Source organism: Mesorhizobium sp. M1329 (genome assembly GCF_040318035.1).
Lineage (GTDB): Bacteria > Pseudomonadota > Alphaproteobacteria > Rhizobiales > Rhizobiaceae > Mesorhizobium.
In genome coordinates, this window is the sequence record NZ_JAMYLN010000054.1 from 1 (window position 1) to 23,437 (window position 23,437).

The following is a 23,437-nucleotide window of genomic DNA, read 5'->3' on the forward strand; positions in this document are numbered from 1 at the left end:
AGCCTGCCGCACGGCGATCGTGGCCGCTGCGACGCCACTTGGCGCCGTCAATGTCCACGCGGTAAGCGCAGGCGCCTTGCGTCAACTTCGGGGTGCACTCACGGCGCCGATCGAGGTGCGAATGGACTATGCAAGAAAAGGCGGCATCGAAGTCCGGCAGGCGCAAGTCAGTTGTCGTCTCGATGCATCGGGCAGGGTCACTGCTATAACATAGCGCCAAGCCTTGATTTGCCAGCCTGCGCACAACGACAGCGGCACGATCGGCTTTCCATCTACAAGGCGGCCTTCTTCGGCGATGGCGGAGGTGGGCACGCTGACCTTCATGGTCGCCCTTGTCCCATCGCCCCTCGCGGAATTTCGGGCAACCTCGCCTTCGGCGCCTCCAAGACGTATTGCAAAGATACCGTGCGCCACTTACGCCGCGCTCGAGAAGTGACGGTCCTACGGTGCGGCGGGCGGCGGCGGCGCGCTCGGCAAAAGGGGGTCAGGTGACCGTCATGACCCAATGACAATGGCGCTCAACTCGAAATGCATAGAATGAAGTTCAGCCGCGAGTTCAAGCTCAAGGCGGCGAGATAGGTGAAGGATCGAGGTGTTGCGTCGCCCAGCTGCGCACAAATCGGTGCGCGATCTATCGGGTGATCCGCCGATGCGTTTCCTGGCCACGCCAAATGAAACCCGAACAGCTGGAGATTGACCGATTGCGCAAGGAAGTCGCGAAACCGAGGGCGGAGCGCGAAATCTTACAAAGCGGCAGCCTACTTCGCGAGCGAAGTGATACGAGATTCGCTTTCATCGTGGGGAGTCACGCTCGCCGGGCGCAAGATCTTCATGCTGCAATGCCGGACCAATGCCGGCGTCCGCCGTAAGCCCGCGATCCGGAAGTCCGGTGCGGTCGAGGAAGCTCGAAAATCGCCAAGGACAGGGTACTTCCCGGTCGATCGCGGTGAACTTGAGCTTCGAGGACAGGTCAACCACTTCGACGAGAGCGCCCAAAAGGTGTTGGCGAGGCTGCTGGGCTATTTGCTGTCGACGCTGAATTTGGCGGCATGTTAGTCGGTGCTGCTGGCCGGCGCCCGTTTGGGAGCTTGGGGGCGGGGAGGCGCCGGCCGAGCGGACATCAGGTCCGCCGCCTGGAGAGTTTAACAGCGGCCACGCCCGCGCCTATGGCGTTATCGCGGAAGGCCGGACGGCAGCAGGTCACTGCACGACCTCACACGCCGGTCCGTCTGCGCTTACGATCGGCTGTCACAGCACGAACTGACTACGGCTTTGCAACCACGGCGCATCAATGAGCGCCGCTAAGTAAGCAGCGCCCCTTCTTGTAAATGACAGCCCCATGCGATCCTACCAGACTTGCCGATCGTACCAGTCGTCAATATCCTGCCGAACACGGTCCTTTTCGATACCATATCGTTCCTGGATCTTGCCTTCGAGCTGATCGCGATTGCCAGCGATGCGATCAAGATCATCATCGGTAAGTTTGCCCCACTGTTCCTTGATCTTACCCTTGACCTGCTTCCAGTTTCCTTCGACCCGATTCCAGTCCATGACTTATCCTCCATTGTTTTACACAAGGCGAAACGGTCGTCGGGCCTGGGAGTTCCGGGACGAAGATCTCCGATGTTCACATCTCCAGTTGGGCAGTGACGGCGCCCATTAGGAGATGGTGGGCCTTTTGGGGACGCGTCGACCTCCCCGACGAAGGCTCTTTTCTACACATGGACAGGCGATGCGGCGCCGTAGGTGAACGCAAACACCGAGCGGAGCGTGACATGTTGAGCGAGAGGAGCACGGCTGTCCCACGCAAGATCATCCATGTCGAAATAGCCCTCCCTGGCTTCGGGCCGCTAGGCCCGCCCCGCGATTGCGACATGCCGGATCCGAATAGATGGGCCATTCAATACCCCTGCCTGGGAGCTGGCTCCATGCCACGCGCGTCGCCGGATTGAACCGGAAGAGTCCGGCCGCGTTGTCTGGTGACTGGAATGGCAATTGTTGGAGATAAAAAATGGCGAACACTGGCACAACGCGTGGACGCAACCAGGACCGGGCAAGGGTCGCTGGTGGGCAGGACCATGAGATGAGGTATGAGGCGAGCAAGACCGGCGCCAGCAAAGCTGACGTCAAGTCGGCGGTGAAGTCGGTCGGCAACAGTCGCAAGAAGGTCGAAGACAAGCTGGGCAGGAAGTGACCCTCGCCCCCACAAGACGCCAGCGACAGTGGCGATATCAAGAGCTCGAGGTTCAGCGCGGAGGATAGGCCAAATTGCCCTATGACCGACTGCCGGGAGGTTCTCATGAGAGGGCATGCACATGACCCGCATCGCCACCTTCAATGTGAACGGTGTCAACGGCCGACTGCCTGTGCTCCTGAAGTGGTTGCACGAAAGCGGCTGCGACATCGTGTGCCTGCAGGAATTGAAGACGTCGGACGACAAGTTTCCTGCCGAAGCGATCAGGGAGGCGGGTTACGGCGCGATCTGGCACGGCCAGAAATCCTACAATGGTGTCGCAATCCTCGCCCGCGGGATCGAGCCGGTGGAACGTCGACGCGGCCTGCCCGGGGATCCTGACGATACCCACAGCCGCTATATTGAGGCCGACGTGAATGGGATCATCGTGGGCTGTCTCTACCTGCCCAATGGCAATCCTGCGCCCGGCCCAAAGTTCGACTACAAGCTGCGCTGGTTCGATCGTCTCATCAGCTACGGCCAGCATTTGCTCCAAAACCGGGCGCCAAGCGTTCTGTGCGGCGACTTTAACGTCGTTCCGACCCCCGTCGACGCCGTGGTGCCGAGCCGATGGCTGGGCGATGCGGTCTATTTCCCGCAGAGCAGGCAAGCCTATGCCAAAATGCTCCAAGCTGGCTGGATAGATGCCGTGCGGCGCATCCATCCGGAGAAGGGCATCTACACCTATTGGAATTTCTCCTACCGTGGTGGCTACGATCGGAGTTCCGGTCTGCGAATGGACCATCTCCTGGTGAGCCCCTCTGCCTCCCACCGGCTGCGCGATGCTGGCGTGGATGTCGAGCTTCGCGGGTGGGAGAAGCCAAGCGACCATGCGCCGGCCTGGATCGAGCTCAATTGACTGGGAGGAATGCAGATGGTCGAATTGGATGAAACGTCGATCAACAAAAATCTCTTTGTGTGTGGCCGGCGGGAGGAGCCGAGCGGGGGCACCGCCAAACACAATGACCTGGAGGCAGCTCCGCTCCTGCTGCACCAGGATCATCCACTATATGCGTTCGCCGACATGCCACTGAACAGGCTTTGGAACATCGGGGAGATATTCCTCGGCTGCCAAGCCGCGGATGGCAAGGAAGCAAGGGTCGTGTCTGGTCTGGACCAGTCCAAGGTGCAGAGCACTGCCAGGAAAGCGGTCCGGCATTGACGAAATTGGACCAAGGCCTGCGGTTTGGACCGCTTCGTGAGCGCTGGGTCCACCTTTGCGTCGACATGCAACGGATGTTTGCCGAAACGACGGAGTGGCACACGCCGTGGATGGGGCGCGTATTGCCCAATGTCGTCGCCCTCGTCGAACTTGACCCCGCGCGGACGATCTTCACCCGGTTTATTCCCCCTCAATCTCCTATCGACGCCGGCGGCGCCTGGAGACGCTACTATCAAAAGTGGGAGACGATGACCCGTGATAGGCTTGATCCTCAGTTGATTGATCTTGTTCCGGAACTGGCGCGGTTCGTGCCGCCCGCTTTGTTGGAGGACAAACCTGTCATGTCGGCCTGGCACGGGTCACTGCATGCTCGCCTGCGGTCTGCGGGAATTGATTCACTGATCGTCTCGGGCGCGGAGACGGAGGTCTGTGTGCTCGCCTGTGTGATGGGAGCCATCGATTTCGGCTACCGGGTGATCATCGTCGCCGACGCGGTATGTTCCGGAGCTGACTCGACGCACGATGCCATGCTGGCGATCTATGAAAGCCGCTACGGCATGCAGGTCGAGACAGTGACCACCGCCGACCTCTTGGCCGCTCGACTGGACGGAATGTTGTGACATCGAGAGCACCCTTGCGCATGGCAGAACAGGAAATGATTATCGACGCGTGGCGTCACGACGAGCTTCGATGTCGGGCTGGAAGCGCGCCGGCGCATGGACTTTCTCAGCACCAGCACATCCTTATGGGGCGCTTCTTAACGTGTCGCGAGCGGATGGGGCAGGCGCGGTATTGACCGACTAGGGGACGGGAGCTTGATGTCGCCCACTGACAGAAGGCGACCGCCCGCTGTGGCGGGACAATCATGTCCCCGTCCCGTTGTCTCCGCTTCGCCAAGCAGTCAGTGCTGGCGAGGGAAATCGCGCCGGCGCCGGCGATGGCTAGGATAAACATCCGGCCGGCGATAGCGAGATCCTTTTCGAAATGCAGCAATTCGTTCTGGCTGGCGAAATTCGTGTGGAATAGGGCGGCCGTTGCCAGGCAGAACAGTCCAAGGCAAACCGCGCCCAGGCGGGTCAGGAAGCCCAAGCCTACGGCAAGCCCAACTCCCAGCTGAAGCGCTATGGTGCCGATTAGAAGCGGCGAGCTGACACCGAGTGCCGCCATGGCTTTCGCGGCACTTCGAAGTGGCTCGCTAGCAGCAGTGACAGGAGCAGCCGACCAACCAAAAGGGTCAAGTCGCGAAGGTGTAACTTTGAGGCGATTTGTGATGTTCTCACGATTGGCTCCAGCAAGAATGGAAGTGGCAGGCGCTTTGCAGCGCCTGTCTAATTTACTTTGTCACTTTGGTGTCGATGGCCTTTTGCAGGTCCGCGCGCTCCTCACATCCGGCCGGGCACAACTGCGTCAGCGACGCTAGCTGCTCCCTGGCCTTGGCCATATCGCCGGTCGCGACATACAGCTCGCCGAGGTACTCGCGCGCGGCCTTATGGTCCGGCTTCAGTTCGAGCGCCTTGTTGTAGTAAGTTAGCGCCGTCTCGTAGTCGCCGGTCTTGCGCAACGTGAAGCCGAGCAGGTTGTAGAAGTCGGCCTGTTGGGTGTCTTGCGCAAGGTCGCGAAGGTCGGCCAGCGCGCCCGTATAGTTCTTGGCCTCGATCTTGGCTTTGATGCCGGTGAGGTCCGGTGCGTCGTCGCCTTCGATGTTGTCCACGGCATAGGCCGGCACGATGACGGCGACGGGCACGACGGTCAGGACCGTCAGGGCACCTAAGAGCCCGAAAAGGGCAGGTTTCCCGAAAATTTTGTGGTTCATTGTCTCTCTCGCTTTCTTGTGCTCCCGTTCAGATCTGCACGGGGGTGAAGCCATAGGCGTTGCCGTCCTTGACGAAGGTGCCGGTGCCAGGGAAGGGGAAATGCGAACCTGAGATCCGGATGTCATCGGCAATCACGCGATCGATCAACTTGTGCCGCGTGGCGATCGCCGTCGGCCCGTCCTGGTCGTAGCTGCCTTGCCATTCCGGATGCGGCGCCAGCAGCGCCGGCACATATATGGTGTCGGCCGAAATCATCATCTGTTCCTTGCCGGAGTTCGCCAGATACACCGAGTGGCCGGGCGTATGGCCGGGCGCGGCGATGATCTGGACGCCGGGCACGACTTCGGCCCCATCCTCGACCAGTCTCCAGTTCTTCCATTTCGGGAAGTTCTCGGCGATGCGCTTGCCGGCCGGCTTGCGCCCTTCGGGCAGTTTTGCAAGGCGGGCAGGGTCGGTCCACCAATTGTATTCCGTTGCGTTGACGATGAGCTCGGCGTTCGGAAAGACCGGCGCGCTGGTGCGCTTTTCCATCAGGCCCCAGACGTGGTCGGGATGGAAATGCGAGATCATGATCGTGTCGATCGTCTGGTAGTCGATGCCGGCGGCTGCCATGTTGGCCGGCAGATGGGTGGCATTGGTCTGCCATTGGCCAACGCCCGAGCCGGCATCCATCATGATCAGCCTGCCGTTCATCTTGAGGACGACGACGGTGAGCGGGATAGGCATGAAGTCCGTCGTCAGGCCGGCCTTGGCAAGCGCTGCCTTGGTGTCCTCGACCGAGACATCCTTGATGAAGGCCGGGTCGTGCGGCTTGCGCCAGATGCCGTCATAGATGGCGGTAATCTCGATATCGCCTACTTTATATTTGTAGAAGCCAACGGCCGGCTCGACCGGCGTTTCGGCGAATGCGGGACGGGTGAATTCCAGCTTTCCGGCAAGGCCGAAGGCGGCAGCGGCGGCAGCGGATCCAAGCAGTGCGCGGCGTGTCATGTTGATCATGGTGGTCTCCTGTGGGAAGCGGTGATTTCCAGGGATGACGGAGCGCCCCTGGCCCTCCGTCCCTGAATGCGGATTCGACCTCAGTTACCCCAGATGCCCTGCCCGGGTTCGTCCGCGTCAGACTTCGTGGTCAGCTTGAGCTTGTGCTGAGCCATGGCCGGCTTTTGGATCGAAGCCGTGTCAGACTTGTCGACATTGGCCACCGGCTGGTTGGCATTATTCGAGCCATAATGGTCGCTGTCGGCGAAAGCGCTGCTCGTGGCAACGAGGATGGCGGCAGCGGTAAGGGCGATCTTTCTCATGTCGATAATTCCTGGTTTCGAGAGTTGAGATGTTTTGGAGTTGATTGACGGACCGCGATCAGCGGCCCCAGATGCCGTCGCGGTTGTGCTGGGCGATAACGTCCTGAACAGTCATCTGACTCGGCCCGGTCGTCACCTTGGTGTCGACCCCGTTCTGGCGCCCGATGTCGGAGGCCTGGATGGAAGCGGTATAGCTATGGTCGACAGTCGCGGCCGGCTGGTTGGCGCTGTTCGAGCCGTAATGGTCGCTGCCGGCAAATGCAGTGCCTGTTACGAGCAGCATGGAGAGTGCAGCGAATGTGATTCTGTTCATTTCGAGGTGTCCTTGTTTTGTCGTTGAAATGCGTGCGGAGAACGGCCCCGCTACACAGCAAGACCCGGCGGGGCTTCGCTTTATTCCCGAGCTGCCACGGAATTGTCTTGGACGGCAGAAATCCAGCGGCTGGCGGGCCTGGACTATGCTGGCGGGCGCGACCCGAATACGCGGGCGATGGGATGGATGAAATGAACTGGCGAGCGCCTTCCGGAGCGCCGCACTCGGCTGGGAGTTTAGGTCAAGCCGAGAGATCAATCGCGAGCATGCGCCTCGCGTCCGAAATGGGTATGATTGGGCCGGTGGGCCCGTCAGCTTCGGGCGCGTGGGACCTGCGGCTACCACGGCGGCGCATTGCACGTGTGTTCTGGAAAGACGGAAATCAGCCGGTCACGGCGGCAGCGCGGAAGCGCGCCACGAAATCGTCGAGTTCGGGCCGCTCCATGTCGGAGATCGCCCAATAGGAGAACGCGCCGTCGCTCCATTGCACCAGCGAGAAGCCGCCCTCCGAAAGATCGACCGGCTCGGTTACCGCCCCGCCATTTTGAGGCTCGGCGACAAGTGTGATCAAGTGCTCACGATGGCGATACACCAATGCCGGCACCGGGCGGCCGCCGATGACCTCGACCCTGCCGCCGACGAGCGCAAATCCCTCCTTGGCCATGTCTGGCGCGGGCGGTGAAAGCCCGAGCCTAGCGTCGAGCCAAGGCTTTACCGTGTGCCGGTCCGACGAGACGACATCCACCGGGCTGGTCGCGAGCAGGCTGCGACGATGGCCGCTGGCCACGCCGGCGGTGAAGCTGTCGGGCGCGCGCTGCATCGCCCATTGCGTCGCTCTGCTGGCCACCACGGCGCTGATCATGATCGAGGCCGCCATGGCACGCCAGTCGAATGAGCCGAAGCTTCGCGCCGACCACACCGTTCGTGCCGGCTTCGCCTGTGCCAGGGGCGCCCTGGGCCGCAGCACCTCCACGTTGGCGGCGGCGGCCATGGCTGCGATGCGTGCACTGAGGGCGTCGCTTGCTTTCGGCTTCGGAAGCGAACCCAAAACCTGTTGCAAAGCAACGATGCGGGCATGTTCGGCCGCGAGACTGGGATCGGCGGCCATGCGACGCTCGACCGCTATTGCTGCTGCGGCGTCAAGCTCCCCATCGACCAACGCGTGCAGCATGCTTGCATGCGCCTTCATGCAGGCGTCCTGCACGACATCCTCGGCGTCCGTGGCATTGCCGGTCAGCCAACGGGCAAGGGAAAGTGCGTCGGGAGGCAAAAGTCTCATCGATGTCAATCACCCTCTGGACTGCAACGATGCAAGCGTTCGGAGCGCAAGGATTGCCGCATTCACGATCAGGACCACACCCGCGAACACCGGGCATTCTCTACCCCGACCGGAGCAGGGTCTCACGATTCACCTCGCGACCGTCTTGGGGTTGATGCCATAGCGCCTCGAAAGCGACCTCAGGCTCGCTTGACTATGTTGTTTCGCTCGACGGATCGCCTCTGTCGTTGTGGCGCTACCATGCAGAACCTGGCCCATAGTGCATCCTTTGATTCGGACGACAATGATGAACCATCAAAACCTGGGATCAAACATCTAATGAGCCGATCGGCCCCCAGGCGCGGATAAGCGCAGCATCGCCGAACAGCGACGGCTCGATTGTGAGCAAGTAGAACCTGGCTACATTGCAGGTGCAATCGCGCCGCTGGAGAACGATTTGGACCTTGGGCTCCATCATGCCCGATTGTCACCACGTCCGGCGCCGACATCCAATTCATTGGCTGAATCGTTAGGCGCTGAGCGATTCACGGCGTTGATGATTGCCCTTGGACTTTTACCCTGATCGCGGAACACTCGGTGAGGGCACGGGCTATAAATATCTGAAGCTGTGGTTGCGGGCGACGTGATCCGCAGACCTTCGCCAGGCCGGCCAAGACGACGCTGTATCTCGGCCGACTGGCGCAGGCTCAACGGTCCAGAAGCGATGCGTACGCTTCTAGCGGATCAGCGCTTGGCGCTGTCGCTTTCCGTGTCGGCCCTGGCGAGGAACTGCTCGGTTGTCGAGGGAAGATGGTCTTTCAACCATTCCGCCATCGCGACCTCCTCTCGCAAGTTCTCGTCGCAAGCCCGCGCGACCTCAGTTTCGCCCATCGATTGAGCTGCGGCAATTAGGATCGTGTAGGAGGCGATTTCCATGTGCTCGAAAGTGTAACTCGCGAGTGATCCCTTCATCACCTCGTCGCCGGCGAAGAAGCCGCTCAACGATTGCGCCATTGCAGTTAACTTGCCGCCAGCATCCTTCATCGTGGATGAGCCCTCATCCATTCGGTCAAAGCAGATCTTCAACCGAGCAGCCTGCTGCCTCGTTTCATCAAGGTGCAGTCGGATTCGGTCGCTGAGTTCGGGATAATTCTCGATACGGCCTAACTGCCCGTTCAACATCGTTTCGGCCTGCTCTTCCATGGCGTGAGCATCTCTAAGCCATTGGACAAGCCATTCTCGCGCCTCTGACATTTCAAATCTCCTTAGTGGATGGTGGAGAACTGCCGAACGGTGACGTTGTTCCAACATCGTGCGGTCATTAGAGAGTCCCATTCAGTCAGGTGCCGCGCGCGGAGTAACATCCCTGCGCGTTTGACAGCAGCTTGAAAGCAATGCGGACCAGCTCAGGTGGCGATAGCCGCTGAGGCAGCTATGCAGGTGTAGACGCCATTTGGGTCCTTGCCTTGGCAATTTGACGAGTTCCCCGCCGGCACCCTGAACTGAGTTGATCGTAGCGGAGCCCCCGCTCGAGGCGATGTTCAATCACGAATTGCGCCTGTATCCTGCCAGGCATCGCCGGGGGTGCCGATGGCTGCCGCCTCCGCAGTCTGGCACTGGTGGCGCTGTGTTTCAGGCTTTCTTCGGCGACCTTAATCTGCGCGTCGTAGTGCTACGTCCGCTGTCACCTCCGCTTCGTTTCCAGATCCGCCACTCGGCGCGTCTTAGCGCGTTTCGGTTTGGGCAGGCCGGCGTTGCAATTCACGGTGCGGGTTTGCGGGCACCTTGGTCGCGCTCGCTGCCACAGTCGGCATCATTGGGGCCGAACTCGAATGAGCTGCGAGCGATGCGGAGGTTCCCATGATCAGGCGACAAAACTGCATGGCCGGCCCGTGGGCAATTTAGCACTGGGTCCGCTGTATTACGTGGCGCGCGCTAACCCATTCACTCTATTTTTTGGCGGCCCCGAAGTGGCGTCGGCGAGCGCCTAGCTTACCAATTTTGCTTTGATGTCGCGCGCCATCCGCAGATGCTCGAGCACCGTCGGCAAAGTATCCGAGGCGAAATGCTGGAGGTCGGCATCCTGGCCTGACCCGATCTCCCATTCGAGCAGTTGCACAGTCTTCTGGTGATCGGTGATCTGGCTAATGATATAGGCGAGGTCGAACGCAGCCCCTTCGAGCTTTTCGAGCTTCGCGCGCAGCTGCTTGTGCTCGTCGTCGAGCCCTTGCGGCAGTGGGATCTTGTCGGCTTCGGCGAGCGATTTCAGTTTCTCGTTTGCCGCTGAGTGGTCGTCGACCATGCGGCTGGCAAATTCCTTGATGGCGGAATGGCCGGATTTTTTCGCAAGATTACCGAAATCGACTTCTGCCGTGCCGCCGGCCGCGGCGAGCTGCGCGAACAGCCGGTCCTGATAGTTCGTCTGATGCGGCATGGGCTGACCCGGCGAGTCCATCAATGTGTCCGGGGCGTTGCCGGCCGGATTTCCGATCTGCGCAAAGAGCGGGGATACCAAGAGAGGCGATGCGCAGAGTGCCGTCAGGCCCAAGGTCGTTGCAAGAACACGCATGAAAACCTCCACCAAAGATGTGCCGACCGGTCGACCTGCCGCGTGTCAAAGCGTGAGCATATAGGCGACGAGATCATCCTTCTCGTCTTGGGTTAGCTTCGTGCCGAGCACCAGGTTGAAGAACTCCACCGTATCGGCCAGCGTCATCAGGCGGCCGTCATGCAGATAGGGTGGCGTGTCCTTGATGCCGCGCAGCGTAAACGTCTTGATCGGCCCGTCGGGCAGTTCCACCATGTCGTTGACGGTCCGCCCGGGTTTGTAGAAGCGCTCCAGTTTCAAATCGTGCATGTTGTTGTCCATGAACGATGTTTGCGGGTCATGACATGCCGAGCAGCGGCCCTTGCCCATGAACAACCGCTCGCCCGCCAGTTCCTTTTCGCTGGCCATGGCGGGATCGAGCTTTCCGAACGCATCGAGCTTCGGCGCCGGCGGAAAGTCGATGATGTTCTGCATCTGCGCCATCATCGCCACCTGATTGGTGCGGTCTGGCAGGTTGACGCCCTTCCTGGTGGCGCTGACATGGTCGCCATTGAAATAGGCGGTGCGCTGCTCGAATTCGGTGAAATCCTCGACCGAACGCAACGACCGTTTCGATCCATGAATTTGCTGGTTGAACAGGCCGCGCAGGCTGGTCGAATCGAGGCGGAAGCGCGCTGCCTGCGGCCTGATATCGGGCGTTAGATGAAAGGCGGCATTGGTGTTGAAATTGGCGTGGCAGTCGAGGCAGGCCACTCCCATGCTTTGCCCAGCCACCTTGCGGTCCTCGGTTTGGTTGAATTCCTCCTGCGGGAATGGCGTCAATAGAAGCCGCAGACCCTCCATCTGCACCGGCGTGATGATGCCGTTCATGATTTCGTAGTAGTTGCGGATGGTCAGCAGCTCGCCGCGTGACACGTCGCCGAGCTCCGGATGAGTGGTCAGGAATATCGGTGATGGAAATTCCGGGGTGAGGTAATCGGGAAGATCGAAGTCGACGTCGAAGCGCCTCAGGTCGCGTCCTTCCTGCCGGCCGACCTCGCGGATCTCCTCTTCCGGAAAGACCTGGCCTCCGGCCGCCTGTTTGACATGCGGCAGCGGCAGGAAGCCGTCAGGCAGCAGATCGCGGTCGCGGATCTCGCCAGGGCTCATCTCCGCCAGGCCCTGCCAGGTTTGGTCCTTTGCCAGCTTCACGCGGACGCCCTCCTGGACAGGCTTGGTGCCGCCGGACATTTTCACGCCCGGCATGGGACGGTCAGAAAGGTCGTATCGCGCCTCCAGCAAGGCCTTCTGGCGCGCCATCACGCGTGGCTTCTGTGCCTCGTCGTCGGCCTTGACTGCCGAGAACGGACGGGCCGGCAGCGGCCGGTAAGTGAGATCGGGCGGCAGCGGATCCGATAAGGCGCTGAGGCTGGCGGCAACAACGACAAGCGCGCACGGAACGCCCGCATTCAACACTCTGCGCATTTTTCCCTCCTGGCTGGATTTACGCCGAACCGCACCGCGCGCGATTTGTTCCCCGCGGGAAAAAGCGCAAGTTTCGGGTCGGGTATCTTGGGACGGGTGCGATAATTCGTGACTTAGGACCTCTACCCGCCAATTGAGATTTGGTCGAAACTCCCCAAGAATCTCGCCAGTTTCTCCCGGTGGGGCCAGCAGCTTGGAGCGGGGATCTTGGAGGGCCGCTAGGCGTGACTAGCGAGCCTTAGGTGCTCGCCTTCGAGCGAACTCGTGCGCTCAAGCAAATGGGAACGAGCCATGCGAACGAAGTGCGTGGCGTACTAGCCGCCGTATCGAAGCCGCCCCGCAATCGGTCAATGCATCTGGCACGGCACCTGCACTTTTATGTCTGAGCTTGGGCGGCGCGCTTACCTGTGTATTCACCTCTGTCCTCAGCTTTTGCGCCGCTTGGACACTTCTTCTCCCGACATTGGCTTCCCTGGTAGGGTATTTTCGCCGGTGCCAGACTTGGCTGCAAACTATAAAGAAGGCCTGCAGCGACAAGCACCAAAAGCGTGCCGAGCGCCGCCACCTGCCACAGACCAAGCCCGCACGCCACGCCAATTGCGCCAGACAGCCACATGCCCGCACCCGTCGTCAGCCCGTGGATCTCGCCTCCCGAAAACAAAATCGATCCGGCAGCAAGGAACGCGACGCCAGCGGTGACTGCTTCGACCACCCGAATCGGATCGACTTTCACGGAGTCCTGCAGAAACATCGGCGCGTGAACGATTTCAATCGTCAGAATGCTGAACGTAGCCGCTCCCACGCACACCAAAATATGCGTGCGAAGCCCTGCAGGCCGATTTTCGCCATTCGCGTTCGAAACCGATCGCAGCACCGAAGATCGACGCCAGTAGAAGCCTCGCCGCAATGACTGGAAACGGGACGTATGTCGGATGGCCGAATTCTTGGAGAAGTTGTTGCATGAGTAGCCCAGGTTGCCCGACACAACGTGATCGGGACGGCCCGGTTCCCCACGCGCTGCGGGTGCCGCGGCTGTGCGCTGTTTTGACATTTCGACCTTGGGGTGTCGGAATATTTGCATGCAAACGAGTCTTGCGACGCTGTCCTCCCCATCCTCAACGTACCATTCTGGGAGGAATGCATGGCTGCGCATGAGCAACATGCCGTTGAAATCGTGAGGGCCAGAGAGTGGTCGGTTCGCGTGACGGTCAATGGTACGACTACCACGGTCCCTTTCACAGCTGAGAGCTACGCGCGCTCGTTTGCAGACGGTCAGGCGTTTCGGCTGGGCGTTCAGGTCGCGGAGCTCAAAAGGTCGGCTTAGCAGCGGGGTTTGTCCCAACGTCACGGGGGCCCCGACCAGCCCACGTATCTCCGACAGCGCGTGGGTCACATGGTGCCGCCAGGCGCCGGGCGGTCTGAGGAGCGCGAATAGCGACCCCAACCGGCACCTGCATCGTGGCGTACCGTCGAATCGATGAAGAAAGTCGCGGAGCCAGCGCTTTGATTAGTGGCTTCGGCTGCAGCCACAGGCTGCGGGCTAGTTCGTCGCGTCCGGCAGGTCACTCAGGAGTAGGCTGGCACGAGCCTCGTTTCGCGCAATGGCAACGCCATAGTGAAACGCAGGCCGCCGGGATTGTAATGCAGTTCGATCGTTGCATTGCATTGCACTGTAACCACTCTTTCCAGCAATGTCGTTCCAAAGCCTCGTCGACTCGGCGGCTGCACAATGGGGCCGTCCCGCTCCTGCCAATTGAGATGCAGGACCTGCTCACCTGCGGAATCGGGTATCCACCACCGCACTTCAAGGCGGCCTTGCGGGCACGACAGGGCGCCGAATTTTGCCGAGTTGGAGGCAAGTTCATGAAACGCCATGCCGATAGGTATCGCAATGTCGGCGACGAGGGCCACATTCGGACCATGCAGTGATATTCGCGGCTCGCTATGGATCTCGTAGTGGCTCAGTTCCGCCTCAAGCAACTTCTGTAAAGAGGCCGTCTGCCAATAGTCGTCTGTAAGCATTGAGTGCGTGTCGGCAAGGGACACGATTCTTGCGGAGAAATCGCGCACGAAGCTGTCGACGCTATCGCTGGATCGGGCCGTCGCTCCCATCATTGCTCGCACATTGGCCAGGGTGTTTTTCACCCGGTGATGAAGCTCGCGGATCAAGAGCTTTTGACGGTCTGCGACCTCCTGTTTCTGTTCGAGGTGGGACTTGACCTCCAGCTGGCGTGCACGCGCACGCAACGCCGACCGCACCGAATTGGCCAGGCTTGAGGCCAGGAAGGGCCTTTCGAGAACGATGAGATACCGATCCAGAAACGCAAGACGCTTGTCGAATTCCGTTCCCCGCATGACCAGAAGAACCACTGGAAAGTCGGACCACGCAGGTTGGTTCCGCAGCCAGGCGGCGAATTGGCTCCGGTCGGAATTGATGAGCGCTTCTTCGGCCACGACGAGGCAGTGTGCGCTATCGAGAAGCCGCAAAACCTCGTCCAGATTGGCACAGACGCGTGTGCCAATCCCGTTGTTTGTCAGAATCGAGGCGGCTATCTGAGCGTCTCGACCAACCGGGGCCAGCACAAGTACGACGGGTTCTTTCGGCGTCATGGCTTCGTGTCAGCGAGCAGATCGCTTTGTTTGCCCTCAAAAAAGGGCACGCCTGTAAGTATTCCCCTGAATTGCTCGAGCGGCTCGCCGACAGCTATGCCTTGGCTGCTGACCATGAATTCACGAATAGTGTCCTCATGAGGACCAACTCGCCTCTTCACCACCGAAATCGCTCGTCGGATGCGACCGCCACTTTCGAAAAACCTCAGCAACATCACTGCATCAGACAGATAAGTCATGTCGATTGGCGCCGCCGTCTGGCCGATCAGCCCGTGATTGGCGAGCAGCAGGATCGTGACGACGCCCTTCTGGTTGAGGTAGGTGAGAATTTCATGCATCTGCAGCACAAGGTGCTGCTCTTCGGACATCGAATTCAGATATCCCGTGAGGCTGTCGATCACTACGATCCGGGCATCAAACCGCTCGACTGCGATCTGGATCTTTGAGGACAATTCGCCGGGTGAAAGGTCCGCCGGGTCGATCTGTTCGAGCAGGAGCATTCCGTCTTGCAGGAAGGGCTTGAGATCCATACCGACACCGGCTGCACGTCCCAGGAAAATGCGATCAGTTTCATCGAACAGCAGAACCAGGACGCGCTCACCGCGCCCCAGCCCTGCATGACAGTAGGAGCAGGCTATGGTGGACTTCCCCACACCCGAAGGGCCGATCAAGAGCGTGCTTGTACCCCGATCGAGGCCGCCGCCGAGCAGAGTGTCCACGGCATTTCCGCTTAAGGCCGGCGAGCCGTGCTCGGCTTCAGGGTGCTCGGCGGCGACCAGTCGCGGAAATACCGTTACCCCGCCCGGCCGGATGACGAAGTCGTGGTAACCGCCACGTATTTGCACCCCACGCATCTTTATCACCCGCAGGCGCCGCCGCTCGCCACCATAGATCGGAGTCAATTGCTCCATGCGGATGACGCCATGGCTGATCGAATGCAGGTTGAGGTCATCCTGCTCGGCCGTGAGGTCGTCGAGTAACAACACCGTCGCATGATTGAGCAGAAAGAAGCTTTTCAGCGCCAGGACCTGCCTGCGGTAGCGAAGTGAGCCCTGCGAGAGCAGCCGTATTTCGGAAAGAGAATCGAATACGACGCGCTGTGGCTTAATACGATCGATCTCAGCCAAGGCCGCCTGCACGGTCTCCCCGAGTTCCAGGTCAGAAGAATGCACGAGCGTCTGCAACTGGGAGGGATCAAGGCTGAGTTCTGGAGGAACGAGTTCCAGAATTTCTATCTCGTCCAGAGTCCAGCCATGCCTGCTTGCCACGGATATGAGTTCGCGCTTGCTTTCGGATAGCGTAATATAGAGGCATTTTTCGCCTTGCGAGGCCCCCTTGATAAGGAACTGAAGCCCGAGCGTGGTCTTGCCTGAACCAGGCCTTCCCTCAACGAGATGTGACCGACATTTGGCATAACCCCCGCGCAAGACATAGTCGAGGCCTTCTACCCCGGTCGCTAATGGTGAGGCGTCATCTTCGTTCACGTTGCCCCTCATGTACCTTGCTGAACAGCGTAACGATTGTCAGTTTTGATGGTTCCAGAAGGCCGCAAGGCGCTGGATAAGAGGACAAGAGCCTCCTCTACAAACTGCTCACGACGCCGTTCGGTGAGGCTGATCGCTGCTAGGGCCCCCGCGCCCAGTAGCTGCAAAGGGGCCCGTTTTGCTCGGAAGGAGGCGATAGTTAAATTCGTACAGCAACGATGATACACCGGGGGCGTTCGCACGCCATGCATTCTGAGTTTCTAAAGCTGCAGCAGGTATTGGGACGCGGCGGTTTGGTTGCAAGCCGGTCGGGGTCCGGCAGACGTGGTGCTCCAGCTTCGGAAGGTTTGGATTGGAAATGGGGGAATGTGATCGAGAATTGTTGTCTCGAGCGGCCGCTGTCGCCGGACAGCACTGAGCATCCATGTGCAAACTTGCGATAGCAACCAAAGTAGGTCCACAAGTCTTGTCTTCCGTTTTGTCATCAGACGTGCTCATCCGCAAAATTCGATCAATCGCTGATATCAGCGACGATGATGCCGCGATCCTGCGGGGCATGCCGACTCAGGAAAAGGACGTCGCAGCCAATCAGGATATCGTCTCGGAAGGCGATATCCCTGCAAACTCGTTTGTGGTTTTGGACGGCCTGGTCTGTTCGTCCAAGTATACTGGTCAGGGAAGACGGCAGATCACCAGCTTCTTTGTCGCAGGCGATATTCCGGATCTGCATGGCTTGCACCTTTCCGTGATGGACTGCAGCTTCTCGAGCCTGACGCCAAGCAGATTAGGCTTCATCCGTCATAGCGTCCTTCGCCCAATTTGCGAACAGCATCCGCGTATCGCGACGGCGTTCTGGCGATCGACCCTCATCGACGCCTCCATCTACCGGGAATGGGTCACCAATGTCGGGCGACGCGAGGCCTATGCCCGCACAGCCCACATCCTATGCGAGCTTATCGTGCGTTTGCGGTCTGTCGGACGCATCGAGGACCACGTAGCGGATCTCCCGATCACGCAGGCCGCTCTTGGCGATGCTCTCGGCTTGTCGACAGTTCACGTGAACCGCACCCTCCAGGAACTGCGCGGCGACGGTCTGATTGCTACCTCAGGTACAAGGCTACGTGCTCTTGACTGGCCCCGCCTGGTCCGAGCAGGAGACTTCGATCCGACGTACCTGCACCAACGCGACCTTGCTTAGCTTTTGATGAGGATGTCGATCGCATGCGACGATATTTTTTTGACAGCGGCGATGCTGAGCATCTTGTTGAAGACGACATGGGCCTGGAATGCGAAGGGATCGCGGCAGCCCGCCAGGCAGCTGTCGAGGGTCTGGTAGATTTGGCACGGGAAACACTGGGAGGCTCGGAGCAGCAACAGCTATTGGTGGATATTCGTGACGAGAGCGGGCGAAAGATCCTGAGGCTCAGCTTGATTCTCAAAATTGAAAAGCTTGAACTCAGCGCTTCGGGATGAGTTTGGAATAGCCATTTTGCTGCTCCCAGCATGGCAATTGAGGCGGGCGATTAGCTCGTTCGGTGCGTCGTTCCTGCCGCCGGTCCCACTACAGGCGCCTCATGTCGGCGCCAAATGGGTACGACTGCTACAATGTGTCCGGCCTGCAAGACAGACAAACTCCGGCTTAACGAATGTGAATGCTTGAGCCCATGCCCCGGGGCAAGGTGGCGGGAGGTGCCCGTAGGTGCCCGCTGGATCAGGCCCAGTCGCAATCTCTCCGCGAAGCCTGTTTCTTGAGTTGTTCAACAGAGCCCAACCAACACTCTGAGGGAGGCCGATTTTGTCACACAGGGGCGATACCTTGGCTCAGCAGGCCACTGGTGAACTTTCCATCGTCGAGTTCATTCCCGCATTGCGCGCTTTCGCCCGCGCTTTTTGCCAGGTCCGGGAAGATGCCGACGATCTGGTGCAGGAAACGTTAGCGAAAGGGCTGGCCAACATCGACAAGTTCGAGCCCGGAACGCGAATGAAGTCATGGCTCTTCACGATTATGCGCAACACCTACTACACGCGCGTCAGGGCTGCCACGAGGGAAGCACCAAGTATCGTTGACTGCGCCTCGCTTGCACCCGTTTCGCAGCCTGCACAGGAATGGTCGATGCAAAGCAAGGAGGTCCACCGGGCCACTCAAAGCTTGCCAAAATCTCAGAGCGAAGTGCTGATGCTGGCGGGGGTGCTTGGTGTCAGCTACGAAGAGACTGCCGTGATATGCGGTTGCGCCGTTGGAACGGTCAAAAGCGGGCTCAGTCGCGCACGGGCAGGCGTGCTCGAGTTTCTGGGCGAAAAATCAGCACAGGAGCTGACAGAAAGACGCGATTACCTGCGCGATGGGCGATTGGCTACAACAATGGCCAGCAACACCTTACCCGCGAGCGCTGGCCATGCGCCGTTGCGGTGACGGCTACTCATTGCAACTAGTGTTGCCAGCTACGCCCTCCCACGGGAGCGCTGGCGCGTTGCCGGCCGTTCTGTCCCGGGATGGGAAGGTGAGATGTGGATAGAAAGACCTCGAATGCCGGAGAAGCTGAACAGCTCGAGCAATTTGAGCGCGCTTCTGCGAAACAGCGCGAACTCGCAACCGGAGGAGAGGGCGACACACCGCCAGCTGCCGCAGTCGCTGCGGCGTTGATTAGTGTCTTGGAGACCGATCGAAACGGGGACATTTTCCATGTCGCGAGTTGCGAACGCGATGGAGCTGACATCACGCAGGCATTGCGCCACTTTCTCCCAGGAGCTGACATCCTGTATATGCCGCCCTGGGATTGCCTGCCCTTTGACAGGGTGTGGCCCACTCGCGCCACAATGGGGCGGCGGATAAGCGTCCTGCAAGCTGTTGCTGCCCCTCCAAAAGGTCCCCGCATCACGGTTACTTCGGTCGAATCTGCCCTGCAGCGGGTACCTCCCCCCTCGCTAATCGACCAGGGTTTCGCCACCCTGCAGATCGGACAGAAGATGGACCTGGGGGCACTTCGGGTGTTGGCTGAGAGAACAGGCTATGTTGTCGACGATCGAGTCGATGAACCTGGCGAGATAGCCGTCCGGGGCGATCTTGTCGATATTTTCCCTGCCGATCGTGACCATCCAGTACGTGTTGTGCTGGGTCCTGACGGCGCCATCTCTGAACTCAAGATATATGACCCAATCACGCAACGAAGCGAGCGATCTCTTCACAGCGTTGTGGTTGGCCCGGCATCGGAGCTCATGTTGCAAGCGGGCAACGAGTTCGACCGCGCAGCCATGCGCACGATCCCCCTGGAGGAACGCCTGATCTCGCTGTATTCCGACCTGCCAGCGCTTTTCGACGTCGCAGCGACAGCCTCCGTCTGCTTCCTGGATGGACTGGAAGAAATCGGGCTTGCTCGCGTATTGGACCTCATTGAGGATGCGTGGCGCGGCAGACAGCAAGTATCAGCGACGGCGGGGTTGGCCGCGAAACGATTTTATTTGTCGCGCGAAGAGTGGGATAACGCGCTGCGGGATCGCCAGTGCTTGAGACTTACTCTCCCGGTCGGTCGAATTCCCAAATTCTACCACCTGCCGCGAGCTGGGCGCGAATTCGCCGCGTTCGCCGAGGCGCGCGCAAGTTCGGGGTTTAGTGTGGTGGTGACAGGCGAAGCTTCGGAACTGCGCCGAGCAGACCGGCTGATCGAGCGTCAGCTCGGTCGCCAGATGGAGCCAGTCGCTGGGTGGCCGCAAATCCTCTCGGTCAAAAGAGGCTCTCTTCTCAAGGCGGAGTTCGATCTTACGGAGGGCTTTGTCGACCCGCTGTCCCGAATTGCGGTTGTTGCGGCAGCGGACATATTCGGTCCGTCATGGACTGCAAACACAGGGTCCGGCAGCGGTATAGTCGAACCCGACCTGCAGCTCGGTGATCTGGTTGTCCACGAAGACCATGGCATAGGCGTGCTTGCCGCGATCGAACAAATTGAAGCGGCTGGCCTGCAACAGGATGTCGTAAAGCTTGAATATCATGGTGGCGCTTTCTTGCTGGTACCAGTGGAGGAGTTTGGCCGTATATGGCGCTACGGGTCCGAGCCAGAAGCGATAGCCTTGGACCGACTGGACAGTGAAGGCTGGAAGGAGCGGCGCCAGTCTGTAGTCCGCGAGGTTGACAAGGTAGCCAACCGGTTGGTCGCCATTGCGAAGGCCAGGTCCTGCCAGTCCGCCGAAATGATCAAGCCGCCGCGTGCTGATCTTGCTCGTTTCGCGGCACGATTCCCCTATGCCGAGACCCCCGACCAAGCCGCGGCAATCCGAGCCGTGATGGATGACCTGTCGTCGGGAAAAACGATGAACCGGCTGGTCTGCGGCGACGTCGGCTTTGGAAAGACGGAGGTGGCGCTTCGGGCGTGTGCTGCGGCCGCATTCTGCGGCAAGCAGGTTGCTATCGTTGCACCCACCACAGTGCTCGCGCGTCAGCACTACGAGACGTTCTGTCGGCGTTTCGCAGGGTTCGACATCCAAGCTGGTCACCTGTCCAGGGTGGTCGGATCGACAGAGGCAAGGAAAGTCAAGGATGGTCTGAGAAGCGGTAACATCGCAGTCGTCGTCGGGACCCACGCTGTTGCGGCCAAGGGGGTGGCCTTTGCCAATCTGGGGCTGCTCGTAATTGACGAAGAGCATCGGTTCGGGGCCAAGCTGAAGCAATCACTGCGAGGGTTGGCGCCATGCCTCCACACGTTGACCATGAGCGCTACTCCGATACCCCGCACGCTTCAATTGGCGTTGGCGGGCGTGCAGGAAGTCAGCGTTCTGAATACACCGCCTGCCAAGCGGCGTCCGGTTCGCACCATCTTGGCTCCTTTCGATGCCGGTTCGGCCAAGGCTGCTCTGTTACGTGAATACCGTCGCGGGGGACAAAGCTTCTTTGTCGTTCCACGGATAGATGACATCAGGACTGTTTTCAGACAACTGGGCAGGCTGGTTCCGCAGCTCTTGGTGAAGATCGCGCATGGCCAAATGAAAGCGGGTGAGTTGGACGAGATCGTGGTTCGCTTCGCCGCTGGTGAAGGTGACATTTTGCTGGCCACCGACATCATCGAAAGCGGACTTGATATACCGCAGGCGAACACCATTCTGGTTTGGCGGGCGGACCGTTTCGGACTTGCACAGCTCCACCAGCTTCGAGGGCGTGTGGGCAGAGGCAGACTGCAAGGCTTTGCGTTTCTGCTGACCGAGCCCGGTAAGGAATTAGCTGAAGCCACGAGGAGCCGGCTTTCGGCTCTTGTGGCGCTCGACCGGCTTGGCTCTGGCCTGACTATCAGCCAAAGGGACCTCGACCAGCGCGGCGCAGGCGACCTTTTCGGCGAGGAACAGGCCGGCCACATAAAGCGGATCGGCGTTGGACTCTACCAAAGATTGCTCGAGCGTGCCTCATCGATTGCTCGTGGCGGCCCCCCGTCTGACACGCAACTTCCTGACATCAATTTGCAGGCCGGAGGGTCATTCCCAGGAAGCTATGTGCGGGAGCCAGCGATACGCCTCAGCCTGTATTCGCGGTTGTTCCGTATGAGCACGCATTCGGATCTGAATGCATTTGCCGACGAATTGGAGGATCGCTTCGGAGGCATCCCGAGCGAAGTGGCGACGCTGCTGGAGGTAACCCGACTGCGAATAGACGCAGCGGAGTTGGGTTTGAGCCAGGTCGACATAGGACCCGAAGCGATTGCGATCACCTTCCGCACAAAGCCCTCCGCCTCAATTCGGCAGAACATTTTAGGGCAGGACGGGTTCGAATTTCGACAAGGCCGCTTGATCTGCAGGTCAACCAAGCCAGGCGTCGCAAAACTCGAGGTTCTACGAAGCGTGATCGGTTCCATTCGTTCCGCGCACGCACCAGGTTAACTAGTGGCGAGACCGATTGTGGGTCAAGCACGACCCGCAATGGCCCTAGTAGCGGTCCAAGAAGGCCACAATCAGTCTTGCCGGATATGATCAAAGTCCACGGCGAGACCATGCCTGACCGCACGGTCGGCGACCATGTTCGCAAGCTCCCGGTCTGAGATCGAAGCCATCCCAACGACCTGCCTTAGCGCTCTCAAGGCGAGCCCTGTCGACATGACTCCATCACGCCGGCTGCGTATGCCGACATAGTGTTCCACGAGATCTTCAAGCTGTCGCACCTCGGGCCTCCACACCTGCTCTTCCAGGCCACTATGCTGAGGTTTGTGGCGTATGCATTCACATTCGTTAAAGGGACTAAGACAAACGCGCCTGGCAGCCCACCGAATGCCGGGGCATGCTAGTTGCTGGCGTGTCATATGTCACAGCGTCGCGGGCTGAATGATCGTTCGCTCAGCTGTTCGCGCAGATCGGCGCCCTTGCCGACTTTCACTCCACTTACCCGAACTTGCGCCACCGGCCACTCTCTTCCTGACGGCCGTCCCTTCGATGCGGCGTATTCTTTGTGATTGTCTCTCAGCCCGTTCTTCGTCTCTCCAAGAGGCAGGATGGCACGTTCCCACGCACCCGGACGAAGTCTATACGGGGCATGCAATTTGTATGAAGTGGTCGGAACAGGAAAGATGGTTGACCGTTCCAGCTGAATGGAAAATCGTCATGGGTCAAAGCCCGACACGATTTTGGTAGTTAGTGCTGACGTGACCACTCGTTCGGCCACGGCGGACTACCTTCGACATTGTGGCTACCGAGTTATCGAGGCAAAAGATGCCCTTGCTGCCCAAGAGGTGGGGCATTCCGGCTTCTACGTAGATACCATTTTATCGGACGTGGATCTGCCAGGCGGGACGAATGGGTTTCAGCTTGCCGCGTGGGTCCGGGAGAATAGAGGAGGCATCAAGGTGGTGCTGTCATCGGCCGTGGAGCGAACTGCCAAAGCAGCCGGTGATCTCTGCCGGGATGGCCCTCGTATCGCCAAGCCGTATGACTTGGCACTTCTCCTAGCCCGCATCAGGAGATTGAACGGCTGGTCTTTTAGAGATCTCGACCAAAGTTCCTAAGCTTGTCAGCTTTCGAAACCATGACAGCAACCCCTTCAGGCAGTCGATCCTCATACCGGAACTTCCGCAATGGAGCGCAGCCGAGATGCTCGACCGGTCGCTGCTGACGTGGCCGACTGAAGTCAGCGGTCAACCTCGCTCAACCTGTTGGCTGCCACAGAGCCGTGGCGAAGGAACAACAAGAGACTGGGCCAGTTAGACCATGCATGCGTCGATACAAATGAAACAGGAGATGACAATGGCGACGAAGAAAGGCTCTCAGGGCGGCTCCAAGGG

The 23,437-nt window shown here is 59.7% G+C and carries 21 protein-coding genes and 6 pseudogenes; 12 read left to right on the plus strand and 15 right to left on the minus strand.

The genetic code is table 11. The features are described 5' to 3' along the window. The 3 pseudogenes from NKH21_RS31120 to NKH21_RS31130 all read left to right on the plus strand — a co-directional run. Positions 1-214 (plus strand): annotated as a pseudogene (locus tag NKH21_RS31120) (hypothetical protein); the annotation flags it as partial. A gap of 9 nt (positions 215-223) precedes the next feature. Further along, positions 224-531: pseudogene (locus NKH21_RS31125) on the plus strand (hypothetical protein); the annotation flags it as partial. 48 nt (positions 532-579) lie between these two features. Beyond that, a pseudogene (locus NKH21_RS31130) lies at positions 580-797 on the plus strand (transposase); the annotation flags it as partial. A 550-nt stretch (positions 798-1,347) separates the two neighbouring features. Here NKH21_RS31130 and NKH21_RS31135 read toward each other — a convergent pair. Continuing rightward, positions 1,348-1,551 (minus strand): CsbD family protein, encoded by a 204-nt coding sequence (locus NKH21_RS31135; RefSeq protein ID WP_352478587.1) that lies wholly within the window; start codon positions 1,549-1,551, stop codon positions 1,348-1,350. 460 nt (positions 1,552-2,011) lie between these two features. On the opposite strand from NKH21_RS31135, the gene NKH21_RS31140 reads away from it, so the two are divergent. The 4 genes from NKH21_RS31140 to NKH21_RS31155 all read left to right on the plus strand — a co-directional run bounded on the left by NKH21_RS31140 (position 2,012) and on the right by NKH21_RS31155 (position 4,015). Next, positions 2,012-2,194 (plus strand): DUF3606 domain-containing protein, encoded by a 183-nt coding sequence (locus NKH21_RS31140; RefSeq protein WP_352670559.1) that lies wholly within the window; start codon positions 2,012-2,014, stop codon positions 2,192-2,194. Positions 2,195-2,315: 121 nt separating this feature from the next. Further along, positions 2,316-3,092 (plus strand): exodeoxyribonuclease III, encoded by a 777-nt coding sequence (xth, locus tag NKH21_RS31145; protein ID WP_352670556.1) that lies wholly within the window; start codon positions 2,316-2,318, stop codon positions 3,090-3,092. Positions 3,093-3,107: 15 nt separating this feature from the next. Beyond that, the gene (locus NKH21_RS31150) at positions 3,108-3,395 is read left to right on the plus strand and encodes a hypothetical protein (protein ID WP_352670553.1); all 288 of its coding nucleotides are present in this window, start codon (positions 3,108-3,110) and stop codon (positions 3,393-3,395) included. Next, positions 3,392-4,015 (plus strand): cysteine hydrolase family protein, encoded by a 624-nt coding sequence (locus NKH21_RS31155; protein ID WP_352670550.1) that lies wholly within the window; start codon positions 3,392-3,394, stop codon positions 4,013-4,015. The genes NKH21_RS31150 and NKH21_RS31155 overlap by 4 nt, the downstream gene beginning before the upstream one ends. A 292-nt stretch (positions 4,016-4,307) precedes the next feature. Here NKH21_RS31155 and NKH21_RS31160 read toward each other — a convergent pair. From NKH21_RS31160 to NKH21_RS31225, 14 genes and pseudogenes are all read right to left on the minus strand, one after another. Further along, positions 4,308-4,675 (minus strand): annotated as a pseudogene (locus NKH21_RS31160) (DoxX family protein); the annotation flags it as partial. A gap of 53 nt (positions 4,676-4,728) precedes the next feature. Beyond that, positions 4,729-5,208: a tetratricopeptide repeat protein gene (locus NKH21_RS31165; protein WP_352670547.1), complete on the minus strand. Its 480-nt coding sequence runs from the start codon at positions 5,206-5,208 to the stop codon at positions 4,729-4,731. Positions 5,209-5,236: 28 nt separating this feature from the next. Next, positions 5,237-6,208, minus strand: coding sequence for an MBL fold metallo-hydrolase (locus NKH21_RS31170; RefSeq protein ID WP_352670544.1), 972 nt, complete (start codon positions 6,206-6,208; stop codon positions 5,237-5,239). Between the two features lie 80 nt (positions 6,209-6,288). Beyond that, positions 6,289-6,510: a DUF680 domain-containing protein gene (locus NKH21_RS31175; RefSeq protein ID WP_352670541.1), complete on the minus strand. Its 222-nt coding sequence runs from the start codon at positions 6,508-6,510 to the stop codon at positions 6,289-6,291. Between the two features lie 58 nt (positions 6,511-6,568). After that, a complete protein-coding gene (locus tag NKH21_RS31180; protein WP_352670538.1) occupies positions 6,569-6,823 on the minus strand; it encodes a DUF680 domain-containing protein in 255 nt (84 codons plus the stop codon). A gap of 382 nt (positions 6,824-7,205) precedes the next feature. Beyond that, a complete protein-coding gene (locus NKH21_RS31185; protein WP_352670536.1) occupies positions 7,206-8,102 on the minus strand; it encodes an anti-sigma factor family protein in 897 nt (298 codons plus the stop codon). Positions 8,103-8,234: 132 nt separating this feature from the next. Beyond that, positions 8,235-8,360: pseudogene (locus NKH21_RS31190) on the minus strand (IS481 family transposase); the annotation flags it as partial. 49 nt (positions 8,361-8,409) lie between these two features. Then, positions 8,410-8,559 (minus strand): WGR domain-containing protein, encoded by a 150-nt coding sequence (locus NKH21_RS31195; RefSeq protein WP_352869715.1) that lies wholly within the window; start codon positions 8,557-8,559, stop codon positions 8,410-8,412. Between the two features lie 266 nt (positions 8,560-8,825). Then, entirely contained in the window at positions 8,826-9,335 is a 510-nt protein-coding gene (locus tag NKH21_RS31200; protein WP_352869717.1) for a ferritin-like domain-containing protein, read from the minus strand. A gap of 733 nt (positions 9,336-10,068) precedes the next feature. Beyond that, positions 10,069-10,650: a DUF4142 domain-containing protein gene (locus NKH21_RS31205; protein ID WP_352670532.1), complete on the minus strand. Its 582-nt coding sequence runs from the start codon at positions 10,648-10,650 to the stop codon at positions 10,069-10,071. 45 nt (positions 10,651-10,695) lie between these two features. Further along, the gene (locus NKH21_RS31210; RefSeq protein WP_352670529.1) at positions 10,696-12,093 is read right to left on the minus strand and encodes a cytochrome B6; all 1,398 of its coding nucleotides are present in this window, start codon (positions 12,091-12,093) and stop codon (positions 10,696-10,698) included. A 376-nt stretch (positions 12,094-12,469) separates the two neighbouring features. After that, a pseudogene (locus NKH21_RS31215) lies at positions 12,470-13,055 on the minus strand (MgtC/SapB family protein). Positions 13,056-13,659: 604 nt separating this feature from the next. Beyond that, positions 13,660-14,703 carry a sensor histidine kinase gene (locus tag NKH21_RS31220; protein ID WP_352670527.1) on the minus strand — a complete coding sequence of 348 codons (1,044 nt, stop codon included), beginning with the start codon at positions 14,701-14,703 and terminating at the stop codon, positions 13,660-13,662. Further along, complete coding sequence (locus NKH21_RS31225) at positions 14,700-16,199, minus strand: ATPase domain-containing protein (protein ID WP_352670526.1); 1,500 nt, start codon at positions 16,197-16,199, stop codon at positions 14,700-14,702. The genes NKH21_RS31220 and NKH21_RS31225 overlap by 4 nt, the downstream gene beginning before the upstream one ends. A gap of 412 nt (positions 16,200-16,611) precedes the next feature. Between NKH21_RS31225 and NKH21_RS31230 the strand changes: the two genes are divergently transcribed. From NKH21_RS31230 to NKH21_RS31250, 5 genes are all read left to right on the plus strand, one after another. After that, complete coding sequence (locus NKH21_RS31230; protein ID WP_352670524.1) at positions 16,612-17,385, plus strand: Crp/Fnr family transcriptional regulator; 774 nt, start codon at positions 16,612-16,614, stop codon at positions 17,383-17,385. A gap of 23 nt (positions 17,386-17,408) precedes the next feature. Next, a complete protein-coding gene (locus NKH21_RS31235; RefSeq protein ID WP_352670522.1) occupies positions 17,409-17,660 on the plus strand; it encodes a DUF6894 family protein in 252 nt (83 codons plus the stop codon). A gap of 343 nt (positions 17,661-18,003) precedes the next feature. Then, positions 18,004-18,600 (plus strand): sigma-70 family RNA polymerase sigma factor, encoded by a 597-nt coding sequence (locus tag NKH21_RS31240; protein WP_352670521.1) that lies wholly within the window; start codon positions 18,004-18,006, stop codon positions 18,598-18,600. Positions 18,601-18,695: 95 nt separating this feature from the next. Next, on the plus strand, positions 18,696-22,046 hold the full coding sequence (locus NKH21_RS31245) for a DEAD/DEAH box helicase (RefSeq protein ID WP_352869721.1): 3,351 nt from the start codon (positions 18,696-18,698) through the stop codon (positions 22,044-22,046). A 701-nt stretch (positions 22,047-22,747) separates the two neighbouring features. Further along, a complete protein-coding gene (locus tag NKH21_RS31250; protein ID WP_352869723.1) occupies positions 22,748-23,161 on the plus strand; it encodes a response regulator transcription factor in 414 nt (137 codons plus the stop codon). Positions 23,162-23,437: the final 276 nt, after the last annotated feature.